Origin of the sequence: Empedobacter sp. UBA7252, from assembly GCF_002472765.1 — a bacterium.
GTDB lineage: Bacteria > Bacteroidota > Bacteroidia > Flavobacteriales > Weeksellaceae > Empedobacter > Empedobacter falsenii_B.
Window position 1 is genome coordinate 94,696 of the sequence record NZ_DKSQ01000098.1, and the last position, 13,462, is coordinate 108,157.

General features: G+C 26.6%; 16 protein-coding genes. 15 read left to right on the forward strand and 1 reads right to left on the reverse strand.

Features of this window, described 5'->3' with window-relative positions:
- The 15 genes from B2X73_RS14210 to B2X73_RS14280 form a co-directional block, all read left to right on the forward strand.
- Positions 1 to 447: four helix bundle protein (locus B2X73_RS14210; protein ID WP_349679910.1), on the forward strand; the 447-nt coding region annotated here is incomplete at its 5' end.
- Positions 448 to 529: 82 nt separating this feature from the next.
- Complete coding sequence (rfbC, locus tag B2X73_RS14215) at positions 530 to 1,078, forward strand: dTDP-4-dehydrorhamnose 3,5-epimerase (protein ID WP_286502065.1); 549 nt, start codon at positions 530 to 532, stop codon at positions 1,076 to 1,078.
- Between the two features lie 20 nt (positions 1,079 to 1,098).
- The gene (rfbA, locus tag B2X73_RS14220) at positions 1,099 to 1,959 is read left to right on the forward strand and encodes a glucose-1-phosphate thymidylyltransferase RfbA (protein ID WP_286502066.1); all 861 of its coding nucleotides are present in this window, start codon (positions 1,099 to 1,101) and stop codon (positions 1,957 to 1,959) included.
- A gap of 5 nt (positions 1,960 to 1,964) precedes the next feature.
- A complete protein-coding gene (locus B2X73_RS14225; RefSeq protein ID WP_286502067.1) occupies positions 1,965 to 3,434 on the forward strand; it encodes a flippase in 1,470 nt (489 codons plus the stop codon).
- Entirely contained in the window at positions 3,431 to 3,550 is a 120-nt protein-coding gene (locus B2X73_RS14230) for a glycoside hydrolase family 99-like domain-containing protein (RefSeq protein ID WP_286502068.1), read from the forward strand. Before B2X73_RS14225 ends, B2X73_RS14230 begins: the two co-directional genes overlap by 4 nt.
- A 193-nt stretch (positions 3,551 to 3,743) precedes the next feature.
- Positions 3,744 to 4,655, forward strand: coding sequence for a glycosyltransferase family 2 protein (locus B2X73_RS14235; protein WP_286502069.1), 912 nt, complete (start codon positions 3,744 to 3,746; stop codon positions 4,653 to 4,655).
- 19 nt (positions 4,656 to 4,674) lie between these two features.
- Positions 4,675 to 5,535, forward strand: a complete 861-nt coding sequence (locus B2X73_RS14240) for a glycosyltransferase (protein WP_286502070.1) — start codon at positions 4,675 to 4,677, stop codon at positions 5,533 to 5,535.
- On the forward strand, positions 5,525 to 6,706 hold the full coding sequence (locus B2X73_RS14245; RefSeq protein ID WP_286502071.1) for a hypothetical protein: 1,182 nt from the start codon (positions 5,525 to 5,527) through the stop codon (positions 6,704 to 6,706). The genes B2X73_RS14240 and B2X73_RS14245 overlap by 11 nt, the downstream gene beginning before the upstream one ends.
- 18 nt (positions 6,707 to 6,724) lie before the next feature.
- Positions 6,725 to 7,633: a glycosyl hydrolase family 28-related protein gene (locus B2X73_RS14250; RefSeq protein ID WP_286502072.1), complete on the forward strand. Its 909-nt coding sequence runs from the start codon at positions 6,725 to 6,727 to the stop codon at positions 7,631 to 7,633.
- Between the two features lie 200 nt (positions 7,634 to 7,833).
- Positions 7,834 to 8,520, forward strand: a complete 687-nt coding sequence (locus tag B2X73_RS14255) for a glycosyltransferase family 2 protein (protein ID WP_286502073.1) — start codon at positions 7,834 to 7,836, stop codon at positions 8,518 to 8,520.
- A gap of 9 nt (positions 8,521 to 8,529) precedes the next feature.
- Positions 8,530 to 9,429 carry a glycosyltransferase gene (locus B2X73_RS14260; RefSeq protein ID WP_286502074.1) on the forward strand — a complete coding sequence of 300 codons (900 nt, stop codon included), beginning with the start codon at positions 8,530 to 8,532 and terminating at the stop codon, positions 9,427 to 9,429.
- A gap of 1 nt (position 9,430) precedes the next feature.
- A complete protein-coding gene (locus tag B2X73_RS14265) occupies positions 9,431 to 10,036 on the forward strand; it encodes a sugar transferase (protein WP_291096775.1) in 606 nt (201 codons plus the stop codon).
- A 3-nt stretch (positions 10,037 to 10,039) separates the two neighbouring features.
- On the forward strand, positions 10,040 to 11,161 hold the full coding sequence (locus B2X73_RS14270; RefSeq protein WP_286502077.1) for a glycosyltransferase family 4 protein: 1,122 nt from the start codon (positions 10,040 to 10,042) through the stop codon (positions 11,159 to 11,161).
- 2 nt (positions 11,162 to 11,163) lie between these two features.
- Positions 11,164 to 12,135, forward strand: coding sequence for an ATP-grasp domain-containing protein (locus B2X73_RS14275; protein ID WP_286502078.1), 972 nt, complete (start codon positions 11,164 to 11,166; stop codon positions 12,133 to 12,135).
- Positions 12,125 to 12,763 (forward strand): HAD family hydrolase, encoded by a 639-nt coding sequence (locus B2X73_RS14280; protein ID WP_180905596.1) that lies wholly within the window; start codon positions 12,125 to 12,127, stop codon positions 12,761 to 12,763. Before B2X73_RS14275 ends, B2X73_RS14280 begins: the two co-directional genes overlap by 11 nt.
- 30 nt (positions 12,764 to 12,793) lie before the next feature.
- Here the strand turns inward: B2X73_RS14280 and B2X73_RS14285 are convergent, their stop codons facing one another.
- The gene (locus B2X73_RS14285) at positions 12,794 to 13,015 is read right to left on the reverse strand and encodes a hypothetical protein (protein WP_180905597.1); all 222 of its coding nucleotides are present in this window, start codon (positions 13,013 to 13,015) and stop codon (positions 12,794 to 12,796) included.
- Positions 13,016 to 13,462: the final 447 nt, after the last annotated feature.

Genomic DNA, 13,462 nt, shown 5'->3' on the forward strand with positions numbered 1-13,462 from the left:
TTAAGAAAGTTAAGAAAGTTAGTTCTCCCCATTTCTCTATTTTCTCATTTCACCTTAAGCCTTTTTTACCACCACACATATAAAACTTTAAAAAATATGGCTAGTCATAAAGAATTAAAAGTTTGGCAAGAATCTATGGATTTAGTCGTCTGTATTTATGAAACTGTAAAAATTTTCCCTAAAGAAGAACTTTACGGATTGACCAATCAAATGAAACGGAGTGCGGTCTCTATCCCAAGTAATATTGCAGAAGGAGCAGGTCGACAAAGTCAAGCTGAGTTTATACGTTTTCTTTATATTGCGCTAGGTTCAGTAAGTGAACTTGAAACGCAATTGGAAATAGCTTTTCGATTAGGATTTATTGGTAATTTAATACAATTTCAAAAGAGTATAAATTATATAAAAAGTATGCTTTCTAAATTGATTAAATCATTGAGAATAGATTAACCTTTTTATATCTATCTAACCTTATTAACCTTTTATAACCTTATCAACTTTATTAACATTATAAAACAATATTGACAATTAAATGAAAGCAACAGAAACTAAATTAAAAGGCTGTTTTATTTTAGAACCGACAGTTTTTGAAGATTCGAGAGGATATTTCTTCGAATCATATAACGAGAATAAATTGGAAGAAATTTTGGGATACAAGCCAACTTTTGTACAAGATAATCAGTCCAAATCATCTTACGGTGTTGTACGTGGTTTACATATGCAAGCAGGAGAACATGCGCAAGCAAAGTTAGTTCGTGTTGTAGAGGGGGCAGTGATAGATGTTGCAGTTGATGTTCGTCCAGGTTCTGAAACCTATGGTCAATCAGTTGCAGTTGAATTATCTGCAGAGAACAAAAAACAATTGTTTATTCCGAGAGGATTTTTACATGGATTTTCTGTTATTTCTGATTCAGCTACATTTTTCTATAAATGTGACAATGGGTATAATAAAGCTTCTGAGGATGGAGTAAATCCATTAGATGGGGAAATTGGAATTGATTGGGGAATCCCTTCAGATAAAATGATTATTTCTGATAAAGATCAAGAAGCACAATCGTTTCAGACATTTAAAACAAAATAACTAACCAAAAATACTATAAATTGAAAGGAATAATACTAGCCGGTGGCTCAGGAACACGTTTACATCCATTAACATTGGCTGTAAGTAAGCAATTGATGCCAGTATATGATAAACCAATGATCTATTACCCATTATCAACTTTAATGTTGGCAGGGATAAATGAAATATTGATTATTTCTACTCCTCATGATTTGCCACATTTTGAAAAATTATTAGGTGATGGTTCTCAAATAGGATGTAAATTTTCTTATAAAGAACAACCAAGTCCTGACGGTTTAGCACAAGCTTTTATCTTAGGAGAAGAGTTTATTGGAGATGATAAAGTAGCATTAATTCTAGGAGATAATATTTTCTATGCATCGGGAATGTCAAAACTATTACAAGATTCAGCTAATCCAGATGGAGGTGTAGTTTTTGCTTATCAAGTTTCAGATCCTGAACGTTATGGAGTGGTAGAATTTAATGAAAATAACGAAGTAGTTTCAATTGAAGAAAAGCCTACTGAACCAAAATCAAATTATGCGGTTCCAGGTCTTTATTTTTATGATAATGATGTGGTCGAAATTGCCAAAAATATAAAACCATCTTCTCGTGGAGAACTGGAAATTACAGATATCAATGCGGAATACCTTAAAAGAGGAAAATTAAAAGTTGGAGTGTTTAACCGCGGTACAGCTTGGTTAGATACAGGAACGATCAATTCTTTGATGCAAGCTGGACAATTTGTTCAAGTGATTGAAGAGCGTCAAGGAATGAAAATTGGTGCGATTGAAGAGGTTGCTTACCGCATGGGCTATATCAACAAAGAACAGTTAAATGAAATTGCTGAACCATTACGCAAAAGTGGTTATGGGGAGTATTTATTGAAAGTTTGTAGATAGAATAAATGAAAATAAGAAGTGTAAAAACAAATTATTTATTAAATCTAATTCGTATTTTATCTACAACTCTAATTGGTGTTGTGACAATGCCGTATGTAAATAAAGTCTTAGGGGCAGATAATATAGGAAAGGTTGAATATATAAATTCAATAATTAGTTATTTTTTATTAATATCTGCCTTAGGTATCCCTGTTTATGCAGTTAGACAAATCGCTAAGTATAGAAATGACCGTTTGGCTTTAGGTAAAAATGTAGTAGAAATATTAATTATATTAATTATTACTACACTTTTATCTTATTTGACGATTTTTTGTATTTTTAAGTTTACAGATTTATTTACAGATTATAAGAGTTTAGTAATTATATTAAGTTCTAGTATTTTATTAACAAATATAGGAATTGAGTGGTTTTACCAAGGGATAGAAGATCAATTATACATTACTATAAGATTTGTTGTTATTAGATTTATTACATTAATTTTACTTTTCTTATTAGTTAAAACTGGAGATGATTATTTGTATTATGCTTTTATTTTAGTGCTCAATGCGGCGGGTTCAAATATTTTTAATCTCTTAAGATTACGCAAGTATGCTACAATAAACAAAGCTACTTTTTTAGAATTAGATTTAAAAAAACATTTAAAACCTGCATTAACAATATTTATAGCATCTATTTCAGTTAGTCTATATCAAATTATTGATACTTTTCTTTTAGGATATCTTCAAGGTGATAAATATGTAGGGTATTATTCAGTAGCAAATAAATTATTGCGGTATGTAGTATTGTTTATTGTAACAATAGGGGCAGTTTTATTACCTAGATTGTCAAATTTATGGGAAACAGATAAAAACAAATATTTTGTGTATTTAAATAAATCATTAGAATTAATATTGCTTATTTCGTTACCTTTTGTACCTTTTTTTATATTTTCTGCACAAGGAATTATTCATTTTATGGCTGGTGATGATTTTAAGGAATCGATATTTACAATGCAACTCCTTTCCCCTATTTGTATTTTAGTAGGTTTAGCATATTTTTTTGGATATCTTGTTTTATATCCTCAAAACAAGGAAAAATATTATACAATTTCTGTTACAATTTCTGCAATAGCAAGTTTGTTTATTAACTTATATTTAATTAATTTATTTAAACAAAATGGTGCAGCAATAGCACAAGTACTAGCAGAACTTTTGGGAATTATTTTTATTTTTTATTTTTCAATAAAGTATGGTTCAATAAGTACATTTGATTTAAATAATATAAAAAAAATAATAATATCAAATATAGTTGTTGGTTTATTTGGTTTTTTTTTGTTTAAAATTAAATTAATAGAATTAGCCCAGATAAATATATTTTATTTTATAACATATTGTGCTATTTTTTTTAGTGTGTATTATTTATTCTTGCTATTTATTAAAGAGAGAAATACATTAAGTTATACAAAGCATTATTATAGATTATTATTAAAAAAATGAAAGATTTAAAAACTATTGCGTTCTATTTACTGAAATTCCATCATATAGAGGACAATAATAAATGGTGGGGAGAAGGGTTTAAAGAATGGACAAACTTTGGTAAAGCTAAAAAATAATTCGAAAATGTTTAACAAATATTTTTAAACGTCCATTACGATTTTCATATTCTAGATTTTCTTCACATTTTTTAATAAATACGTTGATAATTTAGAACAAGTAATTCCTAGTATTATTTCTGGTTGGAATTATACTACAAGAGGTTATTAAATTGATTTCTTGTTTATTGGACAATAATCAATGATATTTAATATGAAAAAAAATACTATTAGTATTGTTTTAGCAACATATAATGGGAGTGATTACATTAAAAATCAATTACTTTCGGTTGTTAAACAAACATATCCAATTAATGAAATTATTATAATTGATGATAAATCTACAGATAATACAGTCAATATTATATTAGAGTTTACATTAAAATACCCGAACATAAAGTTTATCCAAAACGATATTAACATAGGAGCGGTAGGAGCTTTTCAAAAAGGGTTATCCTTTACAAATTCAGATTATATAGCATTATGTGATCAAGATGATATTTGGGAATTAGATAAGATAGAAAAACAAATGAAAATTTTTGAAGAAAAACAAATTAATAATAACATACCTGTTCTTTCGTTTCATGATTTACAAGTTGTTGATATTAATGGAAAAACAATTTCCAAATCATTTTTGAAAATGTTAAAAATAAACAATTCTTTTTTTTGTTTTGAAAAGATCTTGTTCTCCAATTTTGTTACTGGCTGTACTTGTGTTATAAATAATTCAATGAAGAAAGCATTTCTAAAAACTAATATAAAAAATATAATGATGCATGATCATTGGTTTGCTCTTATTGCATTTAGCTTTGGAAAAGTTTTTTTTCTAGATGAGTCTTTAATAAAGTATAGAAGTCATCCAAACAGTGTAACTAAAAAAAATGAATCAACTATTTTTTCAAGAATAAAAAAAATTGGAATTGAGTTTTTTTCGAAAAAGAATAATTACTTACTTGATAATATAAGGCAGGCTGAAGAGTTTAAGTTGTTGTTTTTTAGTGAATTATCATTGGAAGATAGAAAAATATTAAATAAAATGATAGGTTTGAAGGATAAGTTTTTGATTATCAGGTTTATTCGACCTTTTTTTAGGATTAAATCTATTCTAAAAAAGGTTGATATATAATGTTTAATATTTTTTATATATGGAAATGAAAAGTGACATATTTATATCCCATGGCTTATTTGTGGTTCTAGTACTTTATAATACAAATCTTAAAGATTCAGAAACTTATAAATCTATTGTTCAAAATAATAAAGTAATAAAATTAAAAGGTATTATTTATGATAATTCCCAAACACAACAAAATATTGAGGGATTTCAGAATTTAGGAGAATTCGAATATGTTCATAATGAAAATAATCCAGGTTTAGCATTTGCTTATAATTATGCGTTGAAATTAGCACTTGAAAAGAGATGTAAATGGTTGTTATTATTAGATCAAGATACTTTTTTTACAGAAGAATATTTTGATAATCTAAATTCAGATAGCAATTCTGATGTTGTAGCCTATACTCCAATAGTTAAATCTTTTAATAACAAACAAAGTTTTATTTCGCCTTCAGTTTTGTACTTAGGTGGGTTTCGTCCGATAAGAAATAAAATTTTGGGAATTCAGAAAAGTCATATTTCTGGTATAAATTCTGGAACTATTATTAATTGCAATTTTATGGAATCCATTGGAGGTTTTAATCTAGGTTATCCTTTAGATATTTTAGATCATTGGTATTATAGAGAGGTTTATCGAAAAGGTAAATTTGTTGAAGTATTAAATAGTGAAATCTATCAAAACTTATCTGTTGAAAAGAATTTTGAAAAAAATGTTTCTTTAAATAGATATTCTAAATTACTTAAAGCAGAGTATCTTTTTTTTAAAACAGGTAATTTTATCCAATATTTTTTTTATAAAAGTAGACTTATATTAAGAAGTATCAAGCAAAGTAGTTTCAATGATAGAAATTATTATAAATTGACATTAAAAACTTTTTTTCATTTTGGGAAATAGCATAAATAAAAAATTTAATATTTTAAGGTTAGTCTTATACTTCGTATTAATCGAAATTGTAATAGGAGGTAGTGGTAGAATGTTAGAGTTTGGAGCATTGTCATTAAAAATGTTACTTTTTGGGATTGCAATGCTATTAACTTTTTTTAATGCTAAAAAAATAATTTTAGACAAGAGTTTATTTTTTTTAGAAGCTTTCTTCTTACTTCTCACGTTATTTTCTTTAAGTATGGGATTCTTCAGTAATTCAGAATTAGAAAATATTTTTGAGGATATAAAACCGTTAATATTTATTATAATCATAAATTTTTTTATTATAACTATTGATAGCACTAAAACTATTGATAAAGTGACTAGCATTATCAAATACTCTTCAGCATTTATGGCTATAATCTATATTATGATTGTACTGATGCTTTTTTTAGGAATATTAAATTTTGATGTTTTTTATGAAGGGCAGAGTGAGAATAGTGAGGTAATGTTTAGAAATGAGTATATGTTTTTTTATAAAGGATTTTTGTATTTAGGAGTTGGTTTTCTTTTTCTAATTCTTTCAAATAAAAAAATTGATCAAATTTTAAGTGTTTTAGTTTTTTCAGCTTTGTGTCTTACACTTACAAGAGGATTTATACTTATGTCAATTTTAGTATATATTTTTTATATATACTTTATCAATAAAAAAATATTTCTGAAAATTTTTATAAGTGTTATAGGTATTTCTTTAGCTATATATTTATTGCCAATATTTTTTGAAACTTTAGGAGATAAATCAGATTCAGATGTTATGCGTTTTATTACTTTTAACCAAGTAATTGATGAAATGACATTATTTAGCTTTTTATTTGGACACGGTTTTGGACACGGGGTTGAAAGTAGACCTATACATATGGAAATATCTTTTTTAGAAATTTTTCATAAACAAGGGATTATTGGGATTTCTTTTTGGTTGTATCTTTTGTACCTTAATTTCAAATATTATTTTAAAATAAAAAGTAAAAATTATAAAAGGCTTGTTTTACCATTTTTATTAAGTGTATGTTTTACATATCTTCAATCTTTAACAAACCCATTTATTAATAACCCTATAGGTATTTCAATAATTATGTTGTCAACAGTTGTCTTATATAAATTAACAATTTTTGAAAAAAAAAATATTCATAAATTTATGTAATTTTTTAAAAATAAGTAAATGAAAAAAAATAGTAAGCATTTTATAGCTTTTCTATTCTTAATTGTATCATTTTGTTCGTTAGCTCAATCAAGTGAGCAATTTGGTGTTTCTATTGAAAAATATGGAGCTAAACCAGCAAAAAATTGGCAAACAGCTATAGACAATTCTTCAGCAATTCAAAAAGCAATAGATGAAAATCCTGGACGCTTAATATTTATTCCAAGTGGAATATATTTATTAGGAAAAGAGATAAAAATTACGCACGATGTAAGATTAGTTGGAGAAAGTAAGTATTTAACAATTTTGCAGCCAATAAATAATGATGGAATATATGTTAATGCTGGAGGAGTTTTTTTAGAAAATTTTTTCATACATGGTCGTGGTAAAACAGGCATAACAATTAATAATGTAAGAAACACTACAATCACAAATGTTTTATTGCAAAATGTACAGTATGGTATTAAATTAGTAAATGCTTGGAATCCAAAAATTAGTAATTTAGATATAGATATTAACAATAATCAAACCCCTAAAGTATTAAAAGGTATAATTTTATCAGGTCAATCAGTAAATAATTATATAACGAATTCTCAAATTAGTGCAGTTGATGTTGGTATTGAAATACAAAAAAGTGATAAAAAATCTGAAGGATTAATAATTTCTAATGTTGGAATTTTTTCAGCAAAAAAAGGAATTAATAGTGAAGGAATATTAAGTTTACATATTAATAATTCTATTATTGATTTATGTGAAGAATATGCGTTAGATATTAAAAATACAGCAGGTCTTTTAGTTTCTAATTCATGGCTAAATTCAAAAGGTAGTAATAATACACAAACCATTAGATTATTCTCGACTTGGGATAGTCACTTCTCTACTAATAATATTAAAAATGGAAAAGGTAATGCGGTAATATTATTAGAATAATTATAGTAATAATAATATTTTTACAAATAATACAATAGAATTTGTTGATTCTAATAAAGAAAGTGTAGTTTTAGGAAAAACAACAGGACGAAACTTAATAAACAATAATAATTTTAAATCTTCTAATAATAAAAATCTGAAAATTAATAATTTAGGAGGGAGTTCTAATAAGATTATTGATAATATAAATATTGATTTGAATGATTGAAAACAAAATATCAGTCTGTCTAGCTAGTTATAATGGTCAAAAATATATAAAAGAGCAACTTGAGTCTATTTTGAGCCAATTAAGGATTGGAGACGAGGTTATCATTTCTGATGATAATTCTACAGATAAAACGATAGAAATAATAAATGGATTTAATGATAGTAGAATAAAAGTCATTCCTAATACTAACTTTAAAGGTGTAATTGGAAATTTTGAAAATGCAATAAAAAATGCTAGTGGAGATTTTATTTTTTTGTCTGATCAAGATGATATTTGGAGAAGTGATAAAGTGCAAGTTATTATAGATTTTTTTGAAGCTAACCAATCCTACAGCTGTATTTTCTCTAATGCAGCGATAATAAATAATAAAGGGCAAAGGACAGGTAAACGTTTTTTTCAACAAATTCCTAAATTAAAATTTTATAAACTATTGCTTAAGAATAAATTCTTGGGATGTACAATGGCTTTTAAAAATAATTTAAATATTTTACCTTTTAGGCAAGATTTACCAATGCATGATTGGTACATTGGTTTAAAGCATATACAAAAAGGAAAAGTAGGGTTTATTAATGAAGATCTTATCTATTATAGAAGGCATGGTGGAAATGTGACAACGGGAAATAGATCTAGTCTACTACAAGTACTAAAGTGGAGAATACTAATGCTAAAATCTTTATAATTATTTGGAATGAATAAAATAAAAGTCCTTCTGGCAACTTACAATGGCAAAAAATATATAAAAGAACAAATTAACTCTATTCTTGCTCAAAAAGATGTTTTAGTAGATACTGTTGTTAGTGATGATGGAAGTAAAGATAATACAGTAAATATTATAAAAGAATTTTATCCTCATATTCCTGTTAATCAAAATTTTCCAGGAACAGGTTCTGCAGCGAAAAATTTTCTAAAAATGGTTATTAATTTAGATTTTAATGAAGATTTTGACTTTGTTGCTTTTTCAGACCAAGATGATATTTGGTTATCTAATAAAATGAGTAGCGCTGTAAAACAACTAATAGAAAATAAGGCTGAATTATACTGCTCTAATCTTACAAAATGGGATACTTCTAATAATTCCTTGAGTGAACTTAAAAAAGACTTTCCTCAAAAAAAATTTGATTTTTTGTTTGAAGGAGGTAGTGCAGGTTGCACTTATGTTTTTACAAAAGGATTTGCAAAGGATTTGCAAATTTTTTTATTAAATTTGGATGACTCAAGTTGGAAAGGATTTTCCCATGATTGGCTGGTGTATTTTTTTGCGCGTTCGAGAAATTTTAAAGTTTTTATTGATTGTAATTCTTATATTCATTATCGTCTACATGAAGAAAATGTACATGGGCATTTAAATAAATTGTCATGGAATACAATAAAAGAAAAATCATCACAAGTATTTAAAGGGTATTATCAGAATCATGCTATAAATTATATTAATTATTTAGATAAAGATTCCACAGAATATAAAATTTATAAAAGCTTCTTAGGTAATTATTTCCAAAGAAATTTTATAATATGGAAATATAATACACACTTAATGAGAGATAATAGAAAGTTTATGATATTTGCAGTGTTAAATTTATTGAAATTTTAGAATGTACAAACACTTTTTCAAACGCCTTTTCGATTTCATCATAGCCTTAACAGCATTGATTCTACTTTCACCTATATTTATTGTGGTGATGGTAGGTTTATATTTTGCTAATCAAGGACAGCCATTTTTCTTTCAGGCACGCCCAGGATTGAATGAGAGAATCTTTAGGATTATTAAGTTCAAAACGATGAATGATAAAAAAGATCCAAACGGAAATCTTTTATCAGATGCCGAACGACTTACTCCAATTGGAGCTTTTGTCCGTAAAACAAGTTTGGACGAGATTCCTCAGTTAATTAATGTATTGAAAGGTGATATGTCTATTATTGGTCCAAGACCATTATTACCACAATATTTACCTTTGTATAATAAAGAGCAAAAACGTCGTCATGATGTACGTCCAGGTATTACGGGTTGGGCGCAAGTAAATGGTAGAAATGCCATTTCTTGGACTAAGAAATTTGAATTAGATATTTGGTATGTAGACCATTTATTTTTTATTTTAGATATAAAAATATTTTTCTTAACTATCAAAAAAGTTGTTGTTCGAGAAGGGATTTCTCAAGAAGGACAAGCAACTATGGAAATGTTTAATGGTAATAATTAATAAATGAGAATAGCAATTTTAGCAAGGGTTTTGTTTTTAAGTGGAGTAACTACTCACATTATTGATCTAAGTAAAGAGTTAATAGAGAGTGGGCATGAAGTATTTGTTTTTACTTCAGGACCAGAGTTTGCAGAAAGTGAAGCAAATGTAAATTTATTAAATAGATTAGAAGTAATAGGTGCACAAATTGTAAAAATAGATTTTCCTAATAATTCCAAGAATAAACTGTTATACGGTTTAAAGATGTTAAAATCTGTTCCTATTGTTCACAGAAAATTACTAGATTTTAAAATAGATGTTATACATGTACATACACCAGCTTTATCTTTTATCCCTGTTTTATTAAGAAAGAAATATGTTAAAACTATTCATATTGCTGATTTATCATTATCTATTCTTAATAGAAGAGCTACACATGAAATTACAATTAGTCGAGAAACCTATAAGGAAGCTCAGCAAAAATTTAATTATAATGAAGATGAATTAACTCTCATATTTAATGGGGTTGATAAAAGGTTTTCAAAACAATCTCCAAAAGAAAATAACTTAAAAACAAGAAATGTTTATAAAATTAATAGTGATAAAATTATAATTGGTATTGTTGGAAGTATTCAATATCGTAAAGGACATGATGTACTATTAAAAGCAATAAGCAAATTCCCTAGTGATATAAAAAATAAGGTAATATTAGTTATTTTAGGAGAGGGTAATAAAAAAGAAGAAAAATGGTTATCAAACTTAGTAACTGAAAATTTTTTAGAAAACATTGTTATTAAGTTGCCATTTCAAGATCCTAAACCGTTTTATGATATTATAGATATATTTGTTTTACCTTCTAGGTTAGAAGGTTTTCCTTTAGTTGCTATTGAAGCATTTTTATCTGGTTGTTGTGTTGTAAGAAGTAATGTAGAAGGGGCATATGATCAAATTGATGATGGTAAAACTGGTTTTTTATTCCAGAATGAAAATGTAGATGAATTGAAAGATATTTTGGTGAAATTGACAATAGATGATAAATTAAGAATGGAAGTTACTAATAATGGTAGAGAATTTGCACTACAAAATTTCACATCTGACATAATGGCGGAGAAAACTATTGAAGTCTACCAAAAAGTAATTAATTAAAAATGAACTATAACATACTTATAACCTCAGCAGGCCAGAGAGTTTCTTTGGTGAAAGCATTCAAAAATGAAATTAAGAAACTAAATGTAAATAACAAAGTTTTTACGGTTGATTTAAACCCCATTTTGGCTCCAGCTTGTCATATTTCTGATGGTTATAGAACTGTTAAAAGAGTAACAGATTCAAATTACATTTCTGAACTTCTTCAAATTTGTAAAGAATTAGAAATTAAAATAATTGTTCCTACAATTGATACGGAGTTATTGGTTTTAGCAGAGAATAAAGATTTGTTCTTAAATAATGGAATAACGCCAATTGTTTCATCTTTAGATTTTGTACAAACCTGCAGAGATAAACGAATTATTAATCAATTTTTTGTAGAAAATAATATAGACATTCCACAAGATTTAGATAAAAATAATCTTTCTTTTCCATTATTTATTAAGCCTTATGACGGTTCGTTGAGTAAAGATACTTTCTTGATTGAAAATGAATCTCAATTAACAGATTATCATTTCGAAAATCCAAAGTTGATGTTTATGGAATATATTGATCATGCTAAACATGATGAATATACGGTAGATACCTACTATGATAAAAATGGAAATTTAAAATGTATTGTTCCTCGTAAACGTATTTTTGTTCGTGCGGGTGAAGTTAATAAAGGAGTTACACACAAAAATGAAATTGTTTCTTATGTTAAGGAAAGACTTTCCTATATAGAAGGTGCTGTAGGATGTTTAACGATGCAATTTTTCTTTAATCAAGAAACAAAACGTATCATTGGAATTGAGATAAACCCTCGTTTTGGAGGAGGTTATCCACTGAGTTATTTAGCAGGAGCTAATTATCCTAAATATTTGATTGAAGAATATATTTTAGGAAAAAAGATTGATTATACTGAAAATTGGGAAAATAATTTATTAATGCTTCGTTATGATGATGAAGTTTTAGTTCGTAATTATGAAGGTTAAATATATCATTTTTGATCTTGATGATACATTAATGTACGAAATTGATTTTCTCAAATCTGCATATAAAGAAATTTCAACTTTAGTTGAGAAAGAAAATCAAGAAGAATTATATAATTTAATGTTATCAAAATATCAAAAAGGAGAGAATGTTTTTGATTTTTTGATTGAAAACTATCCAGAATTCTCCAAAGAGTTATTGTTGGAAGTATATAGAAATCATTTTCCAACTATTGATTTAAATGAGGGAGCAGATAACCTTTTGAAAGAAATAAAAGCTAAAGATTATAAATTAGGTTTGATAACAGATGGTAGATCTATAACACAACGAAATAAACTAAAGGCATTAGGGATTGAAGATTTATTTGATAAAATAATTGTTTCAGAAGAGTTTGGTTCAACAAAGCCTGATGAGCGTAACTTTAAAATATTCCATGAAAATGATATCGATGATTATTTTTATATAGCAGATAATCCTAAAAAAGATTTTGTTAGTCCAAATAAATTGGGCTGGACAAGTATTTGTCTCTTAGATCAAGGAAGTAATATACATTCACAAAATTTTAATATAGAAGAAGATTATTTACCAAAAATTAAAATAAATAGTTTAAGTGAATTATTAAAATTATAACATATAAAAAGGTTCCAAGTTGGAGCCTTTTTATATATTAACCATCTTGAAAAATTCGTATAATTTCATTTCTCTAGCTTCACAAATTCTTAAAATTGTTTTTAAACTAATATTGTAATTCTCATCTTCTTTAATTAGTCTTACAGTTTTTTCATCAATACCATGTGACGTAGCAAAAGATAAATTACTTTGATCATTTGCTAACCAATTATCTCTTATAAATTCTACTATTTTTCTATTTTTATCTTTCATTTTAACAAATGAAGGAGTTATTTAAAAAAATAATTCGGATTTATATCCGAATGTTAAAAATTATTATTATATTTGTTATCAGATAGTTAAAAAAATAAAGTAATAATACTTTAATCTCGCATTAGAAAACTGGTAATTTTTGTAGCAACGAGAAAATAAGTAAATTTGCTCACGACCTAGGCGTGGGCTCTCTTATCGTTGCACGGTATACCAGTACCTCTAATGCTTTAAGATGAGTTCTACGCCTTTTTGCATTGGGTCATTTCTTCGCAAAATAGCATCGGACTTCATATAATATACTTGGTTTTATTCCTCTACAAATCAAGTTAAATGCTCTCTCTAAATATGTATTTCTTATAATAGAAATGCACAGACGGTTATTCGATTCAATTAGAATTGTAAGATGTTTTTTAAGTATTAAGTAAAATGTAAAAAGTACAATGTATT